The 19,823-nt window shown below is 32.4% G+C and carries 18 protein-coding genes; 4 read left to right on the top strand and 14 right to left on the bottom strand.

The features are described from left to right. The 4 genes from B5E75_RS14935 to B5E75_RS05815 form a co-directional block, all read right to left on the bottom strand. The coding region (locus B5E75_RS14935) for an AAA family ATPase (protein WP_477376941.1) at positions 1–476 on the bottom strand (476 nt) is incomplete at its 3' end. 77 nt (positions 477–553) lie between these two features. Further along, positions 554–811, bottom strand: coding sequence for an AAA family ATPase (locus B5E75_RS14930; RefSeq protein WP_087357831.1), 258 nt, complete (start codon positions 809–811; stop codon positions 554–556). An 80-nt stretch (positions 812–891) separates the two neighbouring features. Further along, positions 892–1,335 (bottom strand): hypothetical protein, encoded by a 444-nt coding sequence (locus B5E75_RS05820; protein ID WP_087357834.1) that lies wholly within the window; start codon positions 1,333–1,335, stop codon positions 892–894. A 53-nt stretch (positions 1,336–1,388) separates the two neighbouring features. Next, positions 1,389–3,824 (bottom strand): YhgE/Pip domain-containing protein, encoded by a 2,436-nt coding sequence (locus B5E75_RS05815; RefSeq protein WP_087357830.1) that lies wholly within the window; start codon positions 3,822–3,824, stop codon positions 1,389–1,391. Positions 3,825–3,973: 149 nt separating this feature from the next. Between B5E75_RS05815 and B5E75_RS05810 the strand changes: the two genes are divergently transcribed. The 3 genes from B5E75_RS05810 to B5E75_RS05800 are packed head-to-tail and all read left to right on the top strand — an operon-like array spanning position 3,974 to position 6,247. Continuing rightward, entirely contained in the window at positions 3,974–4,411 is a 438-nt protein-coding gene (locus B5E75_RS05810) for an RrF2 family transcriptional regulator (protein ID WP_087357829.1), read from the top strand. Beyond that, the gene (locus B5E75_RS05805) at positions 4,408–5,442 is read left to right on the top strand and encodes a M42 family metallopeptidase (protein ID WP_087303440.1); all 1,035 of its coding nucleotides are present in this window, start codon (positions 4,408–4,410) and stop codon (positions 5,440–5,442) included. Before B5E75_RS05810 ends, B5E75_RS05805 begins: the two co-directional genes overlap by 4 nt. Further along, positions 5,435–6,247, top strand: coding sequence for a Cof-type HAD-IIB family hydrolase (locus tag B5E75_RS05800; RefSeq protein WP_087357828.1), 813 nt, complete (start codon positions 5,435–5,437; stop codon positions 6,245–6,247). The genes B5E75_RS05805 and B5E75_RS05800 overlap by 8 nt, the downstream gene beginning before the upstream one ends. Positions 6,248–6,270: 23 nt before the next feature. On the opposite strand, the gene B5E75_RS05795 is transcribed toward B5E75_RS05800, so the two are convergent. The 6 genes from B5E75_RS05795 to B5E75_RS05770 all read right to left on the bottom strand — a co-directional run bounded on the left by B5E75_RS05795 (position 6,271) and on the right by B5E75_RS05770 (position 15,706). Then, entirely contained in the window at positions 6,271–7,077 is an 807-nt protein-coding gene (locus B5E75_RS05795; RefSeq protein ID WP_087357827.1) for an AAC(3) family N-acetyltransferase, read from the bottom strand. Further along, complete coding sequence (locus tag B5E75_RS05790) at positions 7,074–8,057, bottom strand: alpha/beta hydrolase (protein WP_211962352.1); 984 nt, start codon at positions 8,055–8,057, stop codon at positions 7,074–7,076. Before B5E75_RS05790 ends, B5E75_RS05795 begins: the two co-directional genes overlap by 4 nt. A 66-nt stretch (positions 8,058–8,123) precedes the next feature. Then, the gene (locus B5E75_RS05785) at positions 8,124–9,689 is read right to left on the bottom strand and encodes an ABC transporter permease/substrate-binding protein (protein WP_087357825.1); all 1,566 of its coding nucleotides are present in this window, start codon (positions 9,687–9,689) and stop codon (positions 8,124–8,126) included. Then, positions 9,689–10,810 (bottom strand): betaine/proline/choline family ABC transporter ATP-binding protein, encoded by a 1,122-nt coding sequence (locus B5E75_RS05780; RefSeq protein WP_087296980.1) that lies wholly within the window; start codon positions 10,808–10,810, stop codon positions 9,689–9,691. Before B5E75_RS05780 ends, B5E75_RS05785 begins: the two co-directional genes overlap by 1 nt. A gap of 165 nt (positions 10,811–10,975) precedes the next feature. Then, positions 10,976–15,196, bottom strand: a complete 4,221-nt coding sequence (locus tag B5E75_RS05775; protein ID WP_087357824.1) for a 2-hydroxyacyl-CoA dehydratase — start codon at positions 15,194–15,196, stop codon at positions 10,976–10,978. A gap of 81 nt (positions 15,197–15,277) precedes the next feature. Continuing rightward, the gene (locus tag B5E75_RS05770) at positions 15,278–15,706 is read right to left on the bottom strand and encodes a MarR family winged helix-turn-helix transcriptional regulator (protein WP_087357823.1); all 429 of its coding nucleotides are present in this window, start codon (positions 15,704–15,706) and stop codon (positions 15,278–15,280) included. A 149-nt stretch (positions 15,707–15,855) separates the two neighbouring features. On the opposite strand from B5E75_RS05770, the gene B5E75_RS05765 reads away from it, so the two are divergent. Beyond that, positions 15,856–17,172 (top strand): amidohydrolase, encoded by a 1,317-nt coding sequence (locus B5E75_RS05765; protein WP_087357822.1) that lies wholly within the window; start codon positions 15,856–15,858, stop codon positions 17,170–17,172. Between the two features lie 34 nt (positions 17,173–17,206). On the opposite strand, the gene B5E75_RS14555 is transcribed toward B5E75_RS05765, so the two are convergent. The 4 genes from B5E75_RS14555 to B5E75_RS05750 form a co-directional block, all read right to left on the bottom strand. Next, positions 17,207–17,365, bottom strand: coding sequence for a hypothetical protein (locus B5E75_RS14555; RefSeq protein WP_158093981.1), 159 nt, complete (start codon positions 17,363–17,365; stop codon positions 17,207–17,209). Positions 17,366–17,465: 100 nt separating this feature from the next. After that, a complete protein-coding gene (locus B5E75_RS05760; protein ID WP_087357821.1) occupies positions 17,466–18,257 on the bottom strand; it encodes a hypothetical protein in 792 nt (263 codons plus the stop codon). Positions 18,258–18,501: 244 nt separating this feature from the next. Continuing rightward, positions 18,502–18,978, bottom strand: coding sequence for an MGMT family protein (locus tag B5E75_RS05755; protein WP_055273812.1), 477 nt, complete (start codon positions 18,976–18,978; stop codon positions 18,502–18,504). A gap of 164 nt (positions 18,979–19,142) precedes the next feature. Continuing rightward, positions 19,143–19,814, bottom strand: coding sequence for a methyltransferase family protein (locus B5E75_RS05750; protein ID WP_087357820.1), 672 nt, complete (start codon positions 19,812–19,814; stop codon positions 19,143–19,145). Between the last annotated feature and the right edge of the window lie 9 nt (positions 19,815–19,823).

Genomic DNA, 19,823 nt, shown 5'->3' with positions numbered 1-19,823 from the left:
TTATAGATTTCCGTCTTTCCAAACAGATAGCCATCATACCATTCCTTCATCTCTTGACGATTATCCATAAGATTATAGTATTTCAAAAGTTCATCAATTTCTTCTTGGGTAAATCCAAAACAATCAGATGCCTCTACATCCATAATGGTTCTCACTGTAAAGTTATTAAGACCTGTAAAGATGCTTTCTTTAGATATTCTAAGACAGCCAGTCAATACTCCTCTTTCCAGTGCATCGTTAGTTTTTAATGCAGATGAAAAGACGCTTCTTATAAAATCAACCATTTCATCATAGTAACCATGATGATAGGCACTCTGTAAAGGCACATCATATTCGTCTATGAGAATGATGACTTTTTGATGATAATAGTTAAATAGAATAGATGAAATATCTTTTAAAGACATATGTAATTCATTAATATTGATGTTTATATCACTATTTTGTATATCACTATATTTATCAACAATATTTGCAATGATATTGGCAAAAATATAAATCTGAGATTGAAAAGTATTGCATTCATATCTTTCAAAGATAGAAAAATGACAGGATATTAATTTTGATGAAGCATGAGATATTGATGTTTTGATACATTCAAACCCTCAAAAAGATAAGCATTTTCTTTTTCCTTATTAGAAAAGAAATAATAAAGCATACTCATGTTTAATGTCTTTCCAAAATGTCTAGGGCTTGTATACAACATGACCTTATCGCTTAAGACATCATCTATAAGCATTGTCTTATCAACATAATAATAAATCTTATCAATGAATTCTTTAAAATTTTCTGTTCCTGTTGTGATACGCTTCATTATGATTTTTCCTTTCTTTTTGATTATATTATAGTCAAACAGTACAAAAAAGTCCTGTATTTCTACAAGACCTTTCCTATTTATTTTAAATTTCTAAATATATCCAATACATCTTCTGATAACCCATCAGATACAATCACCATATGGTCATTGACTTCTACTTTCTTTTTATCATCACCAATTGTTTTTTCATCCATGATACGTTCAAACTCATCACCATCTTCATAACGATAAACGTCAATATTTCCATTATCCGTTACATAACGATAACCTTCTACACCACCAACATTTGTTGCATCTAAGACATTTTTAGAAGAATAATCAATGTTTCCTTCTTTCAAGCCATTTTCAAATTGAGCATACCAATCATCTGTTTTGTTAGTTGGTGTGTTATTGTTATTTTCATTTTCTGTCACATTATCTGTTGAACGATTGTTATTGGCTGTATCATCCGATGTATCTGTCTGACTACTACAACCAGTAAATACAGTCATACATAAAAGTAATGCTAATATTTTTTTCATCATCTTAACCTCCATATTCATATCATGGTCAAAGAATGAAGAAATATACATATTTATTCATTAACTTTTTCAAATGCCTGTGGAATAAGATGTTTATCTTCTTTATTTTTAAAACGATAATAAAGAATTGTAAGAAGTGAACAAATCATAAGAATTCCTAAAAAGATGATGATTTCATTTGTAATGGGCATTTCTGTCATACTAATGACTTTTCTAAATCCATTGACACTATAAGTATAAGGGACAAATGGATGTAGCCATTGATAAAATAGATTTGATGTTTCTAATGGATAAGTTCCTGCTGATCCACCTAAATTTAAAATCATAAAGACTAACAATAAAAATTCTCCTATATAACCTGTTGTCAGTGACAACAACATCACAAGTGACATAAAAGCAGCTGAAACAATAATCGCAAAGAGATAAGTCATCAATAATTGTTGAGGTTCAAAGCCACATATCCATCTTAAACTTGTGATTAAAATGATAGCTGATAATGTTGATACACTATACATCACAGAGGCTTTTGATAGCCAATACTTGAATGGTGATGAAGCTTTTTTTATACCTTTTCTTATTGGATACATAAGTGTAAAAGCTAAAGCAGCAACATATAAAGCCACGCTCATCATATAAGGTGCCATCGCATGACCATTGTTTGTGACTGTGGAAATCGCTTCATGACTTGTTTCTACTGGTGCGGACATCATATCCAACGTTGAATCTTGAATATGAAAATTAGCCTTTTCTACTCCTTCCTTCAAACTTTCATCTAATTTTTGAGTCCCATTTTGAAGTGTCTGTAAACCATCACTTAATGTTAATGAACCATCACTCAGTTGTTTTGCACCTGCTTTAATCTGTGTTGAACCTTGAGTTAATTGTGTTGATCCTTGCATGATTGTTTCATTTTGAGATATTAATGTGGTTGTACCATCATATAATGCTTTTACTCCTTGATTTAATTGTTCTATTCCACCGAAAAGAGCTGGTGTCTGTTGTTTAAACGATAATAATCCATCTGTTAATTGTTGACTTCCCTGCAATAATGTTTGATTTTGATGTTCTAATTTTCCTAAGCCATCATGAATCTGACTAACACCTTTCATATAAGCTTCAATACCCGGTATTAATGATGTTCTCACTGATGTATTCAAGTCTTCTAAACCACTTTGGAGTTGTTGGCTTCCTTTTTCTAGTTTTTGTGTATTTTTATACACTTGTGTTAAACTTGTACTGAATTGACGGATAGCTTCTTGATTCCCTGTGATTACACTTTTTTCTAATTCTATATACGAATAATGTGTTAAAAGATACTGTACATCTTGTTGATTCAAAGCGATATTCTTGGCTTCTGCATCACTTAACTTTTGGTTCATCCATTTTTGAGCCATTGATGGATTGGAAGACATCAATTGATTCAACAATATTGTTGCTTGATTTAAAGAATCATTAGCCTGTGTGATTGTTTGTATTTGTTCCGTATTGATTGAAGATAACTGTTGATTGAGTTGATTCAATCCTTGATAAACCTGTTGATTGCCTTCTATAAGTTTATCAGTTCCTTGATCCAAACTTTGCATTCCTTGAGTTATTGGTTCTTGATTTTTCATAAGTTGTTGTGTTCCTTGATAAACACTTGAAACACCTTTTGTATATTGTTGTAGTCCTGTGTTTAATACTGAAGACCCCTGAGATAATGCCTCCACTCCATCATGAAGTGGTTGTGTTGATTGATACAATGTGTCCAATCCATCTTTTAAAGTATAGACACCATTATGCACTGTTAAAACACCTTCCGTATAATCTTTTAATCCTTTTGTCAGTGTTTGTGCTCCGTTTTCAAATGAAAGTGTACTGTCTGCTAAAACTTGAAGATTATCTGAAATCAACTGGTTTCCATCTACCAATGCTTGACTTCCATCAGATAATTGATGTGCCCCATTATTGGCTTGTTTTAAACCATCTGTTAACGTTGTAATTTGTTCAAAAATTGTTTGAGCATATGTTTTTGTCACAGTTTGTGAAACTTCTGATTTGATTTTTTCGATTGCTGAATCATCCATTTTAGAAGCAATATAGTTACTTCCTGGATTCGTTGCATAATGAAGTTTCATTTTTTGTGGTTGTTCATCTAGAAGCGTTGTTGCATTTTTTGAAAAATCTTCAGGAATAGTAATGATCATATAATATTGACCATCTTTTAATCCTTTCTGTGCTTTATCTTTATCCACGCATTGAAAATCCATACTTGTATTGTCTTTGAGTCGATCTGCCAATTCTTTCCCTACATCTAAAGTACGATTCCCATACTTAACTGATAAATCAAGATTCACCACAGCTACGGGAATCTTTCCTGTATTTCCATAAGGATCCCACATAGATCCTAAAAAAATACAAGCATATAAACTTGGTATCAAAATAATCGCTACAAGAACGACCTTCATCCAAGTATGATGAAAAATATTCTTCCACTCCTGTTTAAGCATAAAACCCCTTCTTTCTTATTATCTTTAGATATTTAATATCCATAGATATAAAATATCTAAAGATTATTATATAAATTTCCTTATAATTGTCAACTCTTTTAGATACAAAGAATTGATTTTCTGTTAAAATAGAAAGGAAGGTGATGAAAATGAAGATTAGAAAGAGTTTTGAACAAGCTATTTGTATATTACTTTTAATAGGTGCTAATGATAAACCCATTAAAAGTCATGAACTGAGTGAAAAACTATTGGTATCAGATTCTTATCTCAAAAAAATCACCAGACAACTTGTTGTTTCTGGTTTGATTCAATCTATGGCTAATAAGCGTGGTGGTTTTGTTTTAACAAAATCGCTTGAAAATATTTCTTTATTGGATATTTTTGAAGCTATGGAAGGAAAAGAACCTTTTGTGAAAACAACACATTTGGTTGATAAGGTTTTTGATTCTCATTTAAAGGTTAAGGAAACAGAAGATTTTATTGTTGATTATTTAAATGCTGCTGAATATCAATATAAACAAAAATTAAATGAAATCACTTTATCACAAATTATAAATGCAGCCCATCAAGGAGGAGAAAATTTATGAATGAATACATACTTTCTATTTTAAAAGATATTATGGCGATTGACAGTCCTTCTGGTTATACTAAAGAAGTCATTGAATATTGTCAAAAAGAAGCACAAAATTTAGGATTTGAAACAAAACTGACTAAAAAAGGTAATCTACAAATATTCGTAGATGGACAAGATGATTATACAATTGGGTTCTGTGCTCATGTTGATACACTAGGATTAATGGTCAGAAGTATTAAAGATGATGGAACTTTAGCTTTTACGAATGTTGGTGGTCCTATTATTCCAACATTAGATGGTGAATATTGTCGTATTATGACAAGAAATCATGATGTTTATACAGGAACAATTCTTTCCAATTCACCTGCTGCTCATGTTTATAAAGATTCTAAAGACAAAGAAAGATCATGTGATACAATGCATATTCGTCTTGATGAAGTCGTTAAAACAAAAGAAGATGTAAAAAAGCTTGGTATTGATAATGGTGATTATATTGCGATTGAACCTAAAACAACATTCACTGATTCAGGATTTATTAAGTCAAGATTTTTAGATGATAAAATGAGTGTTGCGATACTTTTTGGTGTTTTGAAATATTTATCACAAAATCATATTCAACCTCAACATAATCTTTACTTTATGATTTCTACATTTGAAGAAGTGGGGCATGGTAGTAGCTATGTTGATTCAAATGTTGATGAATTGATTGCGGTAGATATGGGATGTATTGGAGAAGATTTAGCTTGTAGTGAATATGATGTCAGTATTTGTGCGAAAGATTCCAGTGGTCCTTATGACTATGAAATCACATCTACATTTATAGAACTTGCAAAAAGAGAGAATTTACAATATGCAGTTGATATTTATCCATTCTATAGTAGTGATGTTTCTGCTGCTTTAAGAGGTGGACAAAACATCAAAGGTGCTTTAATAGGACCGGGCGTTCATGCTTCACATGGTATGGAAAGAACACATATCCAAGCTGTAGAAAATACGTATCGCTTAGTTCTTGCCTATATTCATCAAGGTGAAAATCATGAATAAAAAATTACTATTATTTGATGTTGATGGTACACTGATCAGCTATGATGGGACCGTTCCTCAAAGTTGCAAAGATGCATTAAAACAAGCGAAAGATTTAGGACATTATGTATTTGTTGTGACAGGAAGAACACGTAATCGTGCAACTGTAGGAGATATTGAAGTCAGTGGTATGATTTGTGGAAATGGTGCTTATATTGAATGTGAAGGAAAGGTGCTAAAAGATCAAAAACTTTCATTAGCACAAGTGAAAGAAATTACTGATTATTTAGATTGTCATGATTTATGTTATTTCATGGAAGGGAATGATGGTTTATATGGTTCCCATGATTTTGAAACAAGAGCGGTTCCTACTTATCAAAAATATGGTCATCAAGGTGATATTAAAATTCGTGATATTTATCCAATGATGACATTTCCTGAAAGCATGTATCAAGAAAATATTACAAAAATCAATTATATTTTAAATAGTTATCAAGATTATCTTGATTTCAAAGAGCATTTTCCACAATTTCAATGTTTAACTTGGGGTGGACAAGGAGAAGAAGCTTTATTTGGTGACTGTGCTTTACCTCATATTGATAAGAAGAAAGCCATTGAACAATTAATAGATTATCTACAAATAGATCAAGTTGATATTTATGCTTTTGGTGATGCTGAAGTGGATATTCCTATGTTTGAATGTGCTGGTACAAGTATCTGTGTAGGCAGTGGTAGAGAGGCAGCCAAAAAAGCAGCCACTTATGTCACTGATGTTGTTAAAAATGATGGCATCTTCAAAGCTTTAAAACATTTTCAGATTATTTAAAAAGGACAAAAATTTTGTCCTTTTTATAGTCTATTTACTTTGATCCATTCATATGCAAAATCACAAAGAGGTTTTATTTCTAAATACCTCGTTTTTGCTAAACCCACAGTTCCAGCTTCGATATGATATTGGCTTTCATAAGCCTGACCTATATCCAAAAAATCACTATCATCATAAGCAATCTCTAAAAACTCTTTCCACACACGTTTGCCATTTTCAATGATGGCTGCCCCATTGGTATACCATTGAGGACACTCTTGCCAAACTTCAGCTAAATGCATACAAGTACAATGCTCATAGCTGACTCCTAATAGTAAAACATGTGCATTCAAGTCATATAATCTTTGTAAAGGTGAATCTTTGCCAAATCCTGGTGATAATGGATGTTTTTCAACAATCATGTTTGCCATTTTTCCTCTAGCACTAAATGATACTTCTGGATGATAGGAACGCAAAACTTGAGGATAATGCCAAAAGGCTTCCGCAATCTTTCCCATTTCTCTTGTTGGTGTTTTATCACATTCAAAAGGAGGCATATAATCTTTAATCACAGATATCCAATCGGCTGGAACAGGAGGATTTTGCCACAATTCTGGCTGACTGTTTTCTCCACTAAAGCTTGGCATAACAATTGTTCCTTCTTCTCCCACTGTTTCAATTAATGCTTCAATCACAGCTATTTCTCGTCCAGCAATCCATCCTATTTGTGACATGGACGAATGCACTAAAACAATATCTCCTTTTTGTATTCCTATCTTTTGAAAATCTTCTTTCAAAGTATCTTTAGTTTGTGGTCTTATACTCTTTTGAATAACACTTGCTTCACTCATAATGTTCCATCTTTCCAAATGTTTTGATCAATAAAATCAAACACTTTATTCCAATAGTCTTCAACATCATAGTCTTTTGCTTGAGCATGACCAGCTTCTTTTACAATATAAAGCTCTTTCGTCGTAGGACAAGCATCATAGACTTCATAAACCATATCTACAGGCACAAAATCATCTTTACCCCCATGAATAAATAACATTGGTGCATTCGCTTTTTTAACCTGTTCTAAACTCGAAGCCTCTTTAAAATCATATCCTGCTCTTATTTGTGCCATAAAATTGGAAATATCTAATACTGGAAATGTTGGTAAAGAAAAACGCTTATCCAGTTCACTAGCAAAAATATCCCACACACTTGTATAACCACAATCTTCAATATATCCAACCACATGTGGTAAATGATCTCCTGAAGCCATCATCACTGTTGCTCCACCCATTGAAACACCATGTAAAATAATTTGAGCTTGATTATCTTTTTCAATAATCCAGTTAACCCAACAGGCGATATCATCTTTATCTAGCCAACCCATACCAATATATTCTCCATCACTTTTCCCATGAGCACGATTATCTGGTAAGACAACATTATATCCATGTTCATAATAAGTTGCCCCATAAGACATCATATTTTCATTACTTGATTTATAACCATGAATCAAAATGACCCATTGGTGTGTATTTTCATGATCTAAATATTTACCTTTTAAATTTAGTGAATCATCACTACTCACAATCATAGGTTTCGTTTGACTTTCAAAATCAATCCCTTTCACCATTTCTTTTTCTTGATTTTGATCAATCTGTTTTTGAACAGAATCACTGAGTTGAACTTCATCACTTTCATCTATTTCTCTTTGATCAGAAGAACTACTTGGCGATAATGCATAATTTACAAAATAACTCCCTACTCCATATCCAGCACTTAAAAGAATAGAAACAACAATAAAAGTGATAATAAACCATCTTTTTTTCAAAACCATCATCCTTTCATACTGGCTTATTGTACTGAAAAAATATGAATTCTTCAAGAAAATGAGTAGGAATTCCTACTCATTAATTAATTTATTTTCAATTAAAAACTGTTTTGCAACATCACTTGTTTTCTTATTTAATTCATCAACTTGATAATTCAATTCTACCATAACATCATCATTTAAATAATTCTGTAACTGATTAATCAAATCAACAACTTCTGGATATTCATCAACAATAGTATTATTGACAATCGGTATCGCATGATATGGCAGGAAGAAATTTTTATCATCTTCTAAAACCTGTAAATCAAACTTCTTTAATAGTCCATCAGTTGAATAAGCATCAATGACATCACATTCATTGTTCATTAATGCTGTATAACGTGGTGCTCCATCAATAGGAACAGTCTGTTTGAAATGAATAGGATATGCTTTTTGTAATCCTACCCAGCAATCTTCTCTTTCCATAAACATTAATGTTGGTGAAAATGTGAGTTGTTGAGAAACTTTACATAAATCACTTATTGTTTTGATATGATACTGCTCAGCTGTATCTTTTCTAATCGCAAGTGTATAAGTATTGTTGAAGCCTAGAGAATCTAAAACATTTAAATCATATTGTTCTTTCATCTGTTCTTTGACAGTGTTATAGACTTCATCAACATTTCCATTAGGTTCATTTCCTAAGACATTACCATAAATTGTTCCTCTATATTCTACATACATATCAATGGATCCCGTACGCACAGCATCTAAGACAATAGAACTTGAACCTAGAGATAATGACTGTTCCACATCTATGTCTGTATTCCCTTCAATATAATACTTCAACATATAATTTAAAATCTCTTGTTCAGTAAAATCCATGCTTCCAATTCTAATGACTTGACTGCCATTTGTCTTTGCTAAGCCTGTATAAACAAAGCTGGCTGCTAAAGCAAGACATGAAATAACAATGACAACTTTATCCAATATACCTTTCATTTTGGATCTTGGTTTTGATAATTGGAAACTCTTTGGTGTGACTAATCTCTCTAAAATAGAAAATATATAATCTATAAGTAATGCCAGTAAGCAGGCAGGTATAGCTCCAGCTAAGATTTGAGCATTATTGACCGTTCGAATACCCGCATAAACCAAATATCCTAAACCATCAGCGCCAATAAAAGCTGCCAAAGTCATCAAACCAACCGAACTAACTGCACTGACTCTGACACCAGCCATGATAACAGGTGCAGCTAATGGAATCTGAACTTTATATAAAACCTGAAATTTATTTAAACCAATACCTTTAGCTGCTTCTAAAGTTTCTCCGTTAATATTGTCCAGTCCTGTGACTGTATTTTTAATAATAGGTAATAAAGAGTAAAGTATCACCATGACAATGGCTGGTTTTGTTCCAATGCCTAAAAGAGGAATCATAAAACCTAATAAGGCCATTGATGGAATCGCCTGAATAATATTTGCTAATGCCATAATTGGTTTTTTAGATGGCTTAAAATAAGTAATAAAAATACCTAAAGGGACACCTATAATAATCGCAATCAAAATAGCCATAACAGTCAATTGAACATGACCTATTAATAAATCAAAAATCTGCATATAGTTTTGGGAACAATAATCTATAAATGCCTGCATTATTCTCCCTCACTTTCATCATATTTTTTAGAAAGCGTTGTAACCAGGGTACTCTTGGTAATTAAACCTTTTAAGATCCCATCATCTACAACAGGAATTGTATACATATTCTTCTCTTTGGTGATATTTAAAACATCAACGATTGATTCCTGTGAAGAAACTGTGATACATTCCTTTTGCATAACATGACCCACAATTTCATCTTTATTTTTTTCATCAGCTGCATCAGCCGCATGAATAACACCTTTAAAATGTCCCTGACGATCTATTACCATCAAACTATCAACGCTTGAATTAAACATCATATTTAAAGCTTTTACACATTTTAAACGATCATAACAGGTAATTGGTCGATCTATCATAATGTCTGCTGCTTTGATTAATTCTGGTGAATCCCAGATACGCTTTTTCCCAACAAAGTTTAAAACAAAGTCATTGGCAGGATGTTTTAAGATTTGTTCTGGTGTATCGTACTGTTGAATCTTTCCACCACTCATAATACATATACGATCTGCTAATTTGATAGCTTCTGCCATATCATGTGTCACAAACACAATCGTCTTTTGAACACTATTTTGTAATGTCAACAGTTCATCCTGTAATTGATTTCTCGTAATAGGATCTAACGCACTAAAAGGTTCATCCATTAAAATAATATCTGGTTCACTTGCAAAAGCTCTTGCAACACCTACACGTTGTTGTTGACCACCACTCATCTGAACAGGATACTTATCTAAATATTCATCTGGATCTAAACCAACCATATTTAAAACATCTTTCACTTTTTCCAAAAGATGTTTATCATTTTTATTTTTTAACTTTGGAATCAGTTCAATATTTTCTTTCACTGTCATATGAGGAAATAATCCTGTTTGTTGAATAACATAACCAATATTACGTCTTAATTCAATTTCATTTTCCTCACTAATATCCTTTCCATTTACATAAATTGTCCCCTGGCTTGGTTTAATCAACCGATTAATCATCTTTAAAGCAGTCGTTTTTCCACACCCACTGGGTCCAATCAAACAAACAAATTCACCATCATTCACTGTAAAATTGATATCTTCCAATACATGTTTATCTTTAAATGACTTGTAAACATTTTGAAATTCTATCATAAGCAAAACACCTCACTTAAATACATTTTATATCTTAGATGTGACTCTTATGTGAATTCTTTAATTATCTATATCTTTATATCCTTAAAATATAGAGTTTTTTTATTTATATCCTAAATAATAACATAGATATCATTTGAATTTTGACGAAAAAAAGAATATGAATTACGACTTCATATTCTTAAATGCAGTTGAAAGCATCAACTTAATTCTATTTAATTGGTTAACTTCACTCGCACCTGGATCATAATCCACAGCCACAATGTTACTTTGTGGATATTTTTTACGTAAGGCTTTAATAACACCTTTACCTGTTACATGATTTGGTAAGCAGGCAAATGGCTGCATACACACAATATTTGGTGCACCTTCTTCAATTAATTCAATCATTTCTCCAGTTAAGAACCATCCTTCACCTGTCTGATTTCCAATAGAGACAACTTCACTTGCTTTTTTCGCAATTTGATCAATAGGTGTTGGTGGATCAAAACGTTTTGAATCTCTTAATGCCTTAATCATATCTTTTCTTAAGAAATCAACAAACCAGATGGCAAAATTACATAACCATACTGAAGATTGTGAAGCATCAAAATGTTCATGTTCATACCAAGTGTTATAGAAACAATACTGGAAGAAATCAATTAAATCAGGCATAACGGCTTCTCCACCTTCTGATTCAATGATTTTCACAATTTCATTATTGGCAGTAGGATGGAATTTAACTAAGATTTCTCCAACCAATCCAACTCTTGGTTTTTTAATATCTAATAATGGCAATTCATCAAAGTCTTTGACAATTTGATAAACATTCTTTTTAAATTCTTTCATACTACCATTTTTCACATTTTCCTGACATTTTGCAACCCATGATTCATAAAGTTTATTGGCTGAACCTTTGACTTTTTCATAAGGACGTACACGATAAAGAACGCGCATAAATAAGTCCCCATACATAGCACCAATGATTACTTTTTTAGCAATCTTATATGTAATCTTAAATCCAGGATTACTTTCTAATCCAGATAAGTTTGCAGAGATAACTGGAATTTGTTCCATATCTGCATCTTTAAGAGCTTTTCTGATAAATGCAATATAGTTCGTTGCACGACATCCTCCACCTGTTTGAGAGATAATCAACGCCACTTTATTCAAATCATATTTTCCACTATTTAAAGCATTCATCATTTGTCCTACAACCAAAATACTTGGATAACATGCATCATTGTTGACATATTTTAATCCCTGTTCTACTGCATCTTTATCAACTGAAGGCAACACTTCAAAGTTATAGCCTTCCGAATTCATTGCGGTTTCAACAAACTGGAAATGAATCGGTGACATCTGTGGACAAAGAATTGTATAACGATCTTCTTTCATCTGTTTTGTAAAAGGTACTTTCACCTGTTCATACTTCTTAGATAAATCAATAATATCTTCTTTCTTTTCAATTGTAGCTTTTAAAGAACGAATACGGATACGAATAGCTCCTAAATTGCTTCCTTCATCAATTTTAATTAAAGTATATATTTTATTTCTTGCTTTTAAAATTTCAGCTACCTGATCAGCTGTAACAGCATCCAAACCACAACCAAATGATGTTAATTGAATCAACTGTAAATCTTTTTGTGATGATACAAAAGATGCGGCTTTATATAAACGAGAGTGATAAGTCCATTGATCAACAACACGTAATTTTAAATGTTCTTCATCTAAATAACAAACACTATCCTCACTTAAGACAACAAATCCTTCACTCGTAATTAAATCTGGAATTCCATGATTAATTTCAGGATCCACATGATAAGGACGACCTGCCAAAACAATACCTTGCATATGGTTTTCACGCATATATTCCATGGCACGTTTTCCTTCTGCACGAATATCCTGCTGACAGTGATCCAATTCTTCATACGCCTTATCAATGGCATGATGTAATTCCTGATCTGTAATATGAAATTCACTTAATTCTTCTTTTAAAACATTGAATAATGTTTTCTTATTATTTAAAGAAATAAATGGATTTTTAAATTTTATATTTTTCTGCTCAAGATTATCAACATTATTTCTAATGACTTCTGGATAAGAAGCCACCACAGGACAATTGTAATGATTTCCGGCATTTTCATTTTCCATTCTTTCATAAGCGACTGATGGATAGAAGATAAAAGGCACTCCTCTAGCAATCAGATTTTCAATATGTCCATGTGTAATTTTAGCAGGATAACAAGCACTTTCACTTGGAATAGATTCAATTCCTTTTTCATAGATGGCTTTAGATGAACGAGATGATAAAACAACTCTAAATTTCAATTCTGTAAAGAAAGTATGCCAGAAAGGATAGTTTTCATACATATTTAAAGCTCTAGGGATACCAACAATACCTCTAGGAGCATCTTCAATTGGTAAAGAACGATAATTGAAAACACGACGATATTTATAATCAAATAAGTTTGGTAATGATTTAGATTTTAATGGTAAATTAGCTCCTCTTTCACATCTATTTCCACTAATAAACTCTCTTCCATCATTAAATGAAGTAATTGTCAACATACAGTTATTTGTACATTTACCACAATTTTTCATACTATTTTGATATGTTAAATGTTCTAATTCTTCACGTGTTAATAAAGTTGTCCCTTTGCCATCATCTTTTTCTTTCGCAATTGTTGCCATTCCATAAGCACCCATCAATCCTGCAATATCAGGTCTAATGACTTCAATACCTGCTTCTTTTTCAAAAGCACGTAAAACGGCTTCATTATAGAATGTTCCACCTTGTACAACAACATTTTTACCGATTTGGTCTTTACTTCTTAACTTAATAACTTTATATAAGGCATTCTTAATAACGGAATATGATAATCCTGCTGAAATATCTGCTAAAGATGCACCTTCTTTTTGAGCCTGTTTCACTTTTGAATTCATGAAAACTGTACAACGACTTCCTAAATCAAGTGGATGTTTTGACATCAATGCCATCTCGGCAAATTCATCAATTTCATATCCTAAAGAATGAGCAAATGTTTCAAGGAAAGACCCACATCCAGATGAACATGCTTCATTCAATGTAATATCTTGAATGACTTCATCCTTAATGGTGATAGCCTTCATATCCTGTCCACCAATATCTAAAATAAAGTCAACATCAGGTTCAAAGTGTTTAGCTGCTGTGTAATGAGCAATTGTTTCTACTTCACCATAATCCACTTTTAATGCTGCTTTAATTAAAGCTTCACCATATCCAGTGACACCAGTTTTTTGAATATGACATCCTTCAGGAATTAAATCATAGATTTCCTTCATAATTCTAATAATTAAATCTAAAGGATTTCCTTCGTTAGAATTGTAGAAAGAATATAATATTGATCCTTCATCATCAATTAATACAACTTTAGATGTTGTTGAACCAACATCAATACCAACATAAATATTGCCTTGATATTTTTTTAGATTTCTTTTCTTTGTCATTGCTTGAAGATGACGATCTCTAAATCCTCTTAATTCATCTTCATTATGAAATAAAGGTTCTAATGTATGAGCTGCTTCTGTTCCATTATCTTTTAAAACTTTTAAATCATGAATCAATTTTTCTAATGAAAGTGATTCTTCAACATCTTTTGCATTTAATGCAGCTCCCATAGCTACAAACAATTGGGAATTATCTGGGAAAATAATATCATCATCTTGAAGCTCTAATGTTTCAATAAAACGTTGTCTTAGTTCACTTAAGAAGTATAAAGGTCCTCCTAAAAAAGCCACTTTTCCTTTAATCGGTTTTCCACAGGCTAACCCACTGATAGTCTGATTCACAACTGCCTGAAAAATAGAAGCCGCTATATCTTCTTTTCTTGCGCCTTCATTGATTAAAGGCTGAACATCAGTTTTCGCAAAAACCCCACAACGAGAAGCAATTGGATAAATACGCTGATGATTTTTGGCTAATTCATTCAATCCTGAAGCATCAGTCTGTAATAAAGTGGCCATCTGATCAATAAATGCACCTGTTCCACCGGCACAAGTTCCATTCATACGTTGTTCTAACGAACCTTCAAAGTATGTAATTTTCGCATCTTCTCCACCTAATTCAATGGCAACATCTGTTTGTGGAATATAAGTTTCTATTGTTTTGGTACATGCAATCACTTCCTGTACAAATTTGACATTCAATGATTGAGAAATTGACAATCCTCCTGATCCTGTAATAACTGGATAAATATTGATTCCTGGATATTCTTGATGAATTTCTTCTAATAATGTAAGTATTGTATTTCTGACATCTGAGTTATGTCTGACATAACGTGAAAATAAACAGACATCCTTTTCATCTGTTAAATAAGCTTTAACTGTTGTAGATCCCACATCAATTCCTAAATAATATTGACTCATAACACTTCTCCTTTAAACATTACAACTTATCTATAATTTTTAATCTTATCTTATTTCGACATTATCTTCAATTGATATGCTTTACTTCAAATCTTTAATAATTTGATTAATCTTTAACGATAAACGTAAATATTCTTTAGTATCTTCTTCTCCTAAACATTCTAAAAGATGACCAAAATAGGCTTCAATTTCTTTTTGTTTTTCTCTAGCAAATGCTTTCCCTTTATCCGTAATAAACACCTTTATTTTTCTTTTATCTAATGGATCGACTATCCTTTGGATATAACCTTTTTTAGATAATGTATTAAGCACTGCTGCAACTCTTGACGTATTAATATCAAAACGCTGACTAATCTCGGAAGCATTGACTCCATCACCATCCATCAAATAAATAAGAACTGCACATTCCCCTCTGGCAATTTCACTGATATCACGATGACAAAACTTAAATGCCTGTTCATTTTCTATCATATAACCTATTAATTTTCTAGCATATTTACGATAATCCATTTTATTTACCTCACACTATGAGCATTTTATACAACTTTATTACTTTTGTCAATTTTTTTGTTTATTTGTCTATTTGTGAAAAATAAGCGATATTGTTTGATGTTCAAATTTGATGTTGATACAATAAAGAAAAGAGGGGGGAGATACATATGTATGAAAAAATAAAAGAACTTGCAAAGTTATATTATCCTGATACTGTAAATTGTCGTCGTGATTTACATAAGTATGCTGAAAAAGGCTGGTTAGAAATGCGAACAGCCTGTTATATTGCTTCTACATTAGAGGAATTAGGATACGAAGTGCTTGTTGGTGAAGATATTATGAAAAAAGAAGCACGTATGGGTGTGCCAGCAGAAACAATTTTACATTTAAATTACCACCGTGCTCAAAAGCAGGGAGCAAATCCTTACTATTTGGAAAAAGTTAAAATGGGAATGACTGCCGTGGCAGGTGTTTTAAAATGTGGCGAAGGTCCAACACTTGCTTTAAGATTTGATATTGATGCTTTAGGCCTCATTGAAGAATCATCATCAAGTCATTTTCCTTTTACGAATGGTTTTGCATCTGTACATCGTGGAACAATGCATGCCTGTGGTCATGATGGTCATACTGCAATTGGTTTAACCACAGCGAGAATACTTATGCAAATCAAAGAACATTTACATGGAACAATCAAACTTATATTTCAGCCTGCTGAAGAAGGTGTCATGGGAGCAAGAAGTATTGCTGAAAGTGGATTCTTGGATGATGTTGATTATATTTGTGCAGCTCATATTATGCCTCAAGAAGATCAACCTTATGATTTGTATTTTGGTATGGATGAATCTTTTGCGACAACAAAACTTGATATTACTTATCATGGTGTTTCGACTCATGCTGCTGAATCGCCACAGTTTGGAAAAAATGCTTTATTATCAGCTGCCAACTGTATTTTAAATTTACACTCTATTCCTCGAAACAGTGATGGTCAAACACGTGTGAACGTTGGAACTGTTCATGCAGGAACGGGAAGAAACGTTGTACCTGAAACAGCTAAACTTGAAATTGAAGTTCGTGGGGTGACAAGTGAACTCAATCGCTATATGGAAATCTATGCCAGAGATATTATTGAAGGTTCTGCACGTATGCATGATACTGTTGTAGAAATCAAAGAAATGGGTAAAGCCTATGCTCTCAACTGTGACGATGACTTCATGAATACCATTCGCTCTATGTGTCAACAGTATCTTCCTGATCTAAAATTACCACCTTATAATTTAAGTCCACTTGGGGGTAGTGATGACTTTTCATATTTCATGGAACGTGTTCAAGCTCATGGTGGTAAAGCCACTTACATGAAACTTTTAACACCTATGACTTCTTCCCCTCATAATGATGCTTTTGATTTTGATGAAAAAGTTCTAGCATTAGGACCTCGCATCTTTGCAAGTCTTATCTATTATCTTTCTCATGAAAACAAGGCATAAGAGATACAAATCAAGTATCTTTTATGCCTTTTCATTATTTATTAGCTTTCTTATAACGTTTTCCTTTGGTTACACCATTATCAATAAGTTTTTCATTTTCTACTAGTTCTTTTAATAATGTTTGAACACGTCTTTCCTTAACACCCAAAATATCTATAAAATCTTTTACCTTATACCATTGTCCATATTCCATATAAGAAAGAATTTGTTCATATTGTTTGAATGTTTTTCCTGAACTTTTTTTCTCGCACTTTTTTCTCGCACTTTTTTGAAAATATTCTAATGAAATAATTTTATATAGCTTTTATATAACGTTCAAAATTATCACTTAAATATTCCTGAACGAGTGCATTGAGCTTTGAATCAATATCTAAAATACGTTGATGATTGACTATAGGATTAATATATCTTTTTTTAGCGTTCACCTTTAAATATCCAGTTTGAGGAAATGAAGATCTCAGAACTTTATGAAAGTGTGTATAATTTTCATAAAGTTCTTTTGTTAAGGAATGACTTATTAATTTTTGAATAACTTGTGTTTCGGTTGTATATAAATCATCATATGAACAAACATGAAGATTTATAGCTAAACGCATTAATCTTGCAAGATATTCCATACAATAACGATTTTCATCACTTGTATAACATAAACTGCATTTCAACATCACTTGAGTAAATAGTCTAGCTATCTTGAAATCATCAAAAATCAATTCGTCTTTGGAATCATTGACTTGAACATGTTTATAAATATTGCCTATTTCTTCTTTAGTCATTATTTTATAATAGACTGCATTTGATAATGTATATTCTAAACGATCAGCTGATAATTGGGGTGTATCATTATCAGCAATGGGATAATCATGATAATTCATGACTTTATCACTATCAATATGATAATATTCAAAAATAGATTGAAGTTCTAAACTCTTTTGAATCATTTCCTCTGTTAAATTTTCTGTTGTTTCTTGATGTATATAATCATGATACATAAAATCAATCACATGAGCAAATACAGGTGTGGCTATATCATGAAGTAATGCAGCAATCGTTTGATGTTTATCGTGTGTAAAATGATAAACAATCAAAGCGACTCCTATACGACAAAGCCTAATCAATTTTGTTTAGAGATTATTCTCTGTCGTATTCGTGGTACTTTTGATTATTTGATATATCCATATTATCCTGCCTATATGGGCTAATGTTATCAATTTGTTATCGGGGTTGATAACACTGGCTCTGAAACTGCGGATAATAACAATATGTTCTGGCTCACATTATAAGCGATTTTGTTTAGAAAATCAAGATATTAAAATCGTTTCCCAAAAACATCTATAACACAAATAGAGCTCTTTCATAGTCTTTAACATAGTATCTGATATTTTTCCTGCCTTTTTGGACAATCGTATGTCCTTCCGCTTCCAACTTTTCTTTCTGAGCTTCTATGCCGCCGGGATATTTGGCGTTTAATTCCCCATTCGCCTTTAAGGTGCGCCAATAAGGTGTTACATCCTTGGAACGCTGATAGCTCGCCCACGCAACAATCGAAACAAATATTCCTGCTGTAATCGGCTCTGTAAAATCGGCTCCATTTTCATTTGCAAAATATTCTCTTATCGCACCAACAGTAAGCAGTTTTCCATACGGCACAAGACGCATAACCTTATCATAATCAATCGGCGGCGCAAAATACATTTTGTTTCCGCCATACTTCTCTATGCTTTTTTCATCTGTGATCGTCTGAAATTTGGGCATATCCTTACTATCATGCAGCATCGCATTAAAATCTTTTTTATCTTCATTTGCCATTGTAAGCACCTCCTGTACACAAGTATAAGTCAATGAAAAAACCTATGCAATGAGACGGTTTTAAAATTTCCGTTTTTAAATTTAATACTCAGTTCTCCAGCTCTGCATCTTAGCTGATAGCAATTTAATCCCTGTTACCTTTTTCTAAATAATATAATTTAAGACTACCAAATATAAGGTATTAACCTGTATTTAACTTTCTTTTTATAATCTGCATATCCGTCAAGTTCGGTTTCAAGTACCTGTTCTTCGTTTTTTATTCTTTTTGCGAAAATCAGAGGATAAAAGAGAAACACAACGAAAGAGAGTATTGATCCAAGCATCAACGGCATTGTAAGGAAAAGAATAATTGTTACACTATACATTGGATGTCTGACAATACCGTAAAGTCCTGTATCAATTACCTTTTGATTTTCCTGCACCTCAATCGTTCTGGAGAGATATGTATTTTCCCGTAAGACTTCTGCATAAAGCAAATACGCAATCAAAAATATAGCAGCCGCTATGTAAGGCACTGTTTTAGGAAGCGACAGCCAGCCAAAACGAAAATCAAGCCCTGCCAATACAAAGCCAACAACAAACATCAAGCCGCTAAGTTTTATTACAAGACTTTGCTCGCTTTGCTGTTCCTTAGCGTTAAGACGCTTACTTAATAATTGGGGGTTTTTGAACATCATCACAATACCGGCGACAAACATAGGAACAAACAAAACTCCCATAAGCAACCAACCGTTGGGATATTGCACTGTTCCCGCAGGCAGAAACAGAAGTAGCCCTACAAGAATAATTCCAAGCACAAATTTTATGATTGCATTGCAAAATAATTTTATTGTCATTGTACCGCC

The sequence above is a fragment of the Massiliimicrobium timonense genome, from assembly GCF_002160865.1.
GTDB lineage: Bacteria > Bacillota_I > Bacilli_A > Erysipelotrichales > Coprobacillaceae > Allocoprobacillus.
This window is presented reverse-complemented; position numbering and strand designations above follow the sequence as displayed.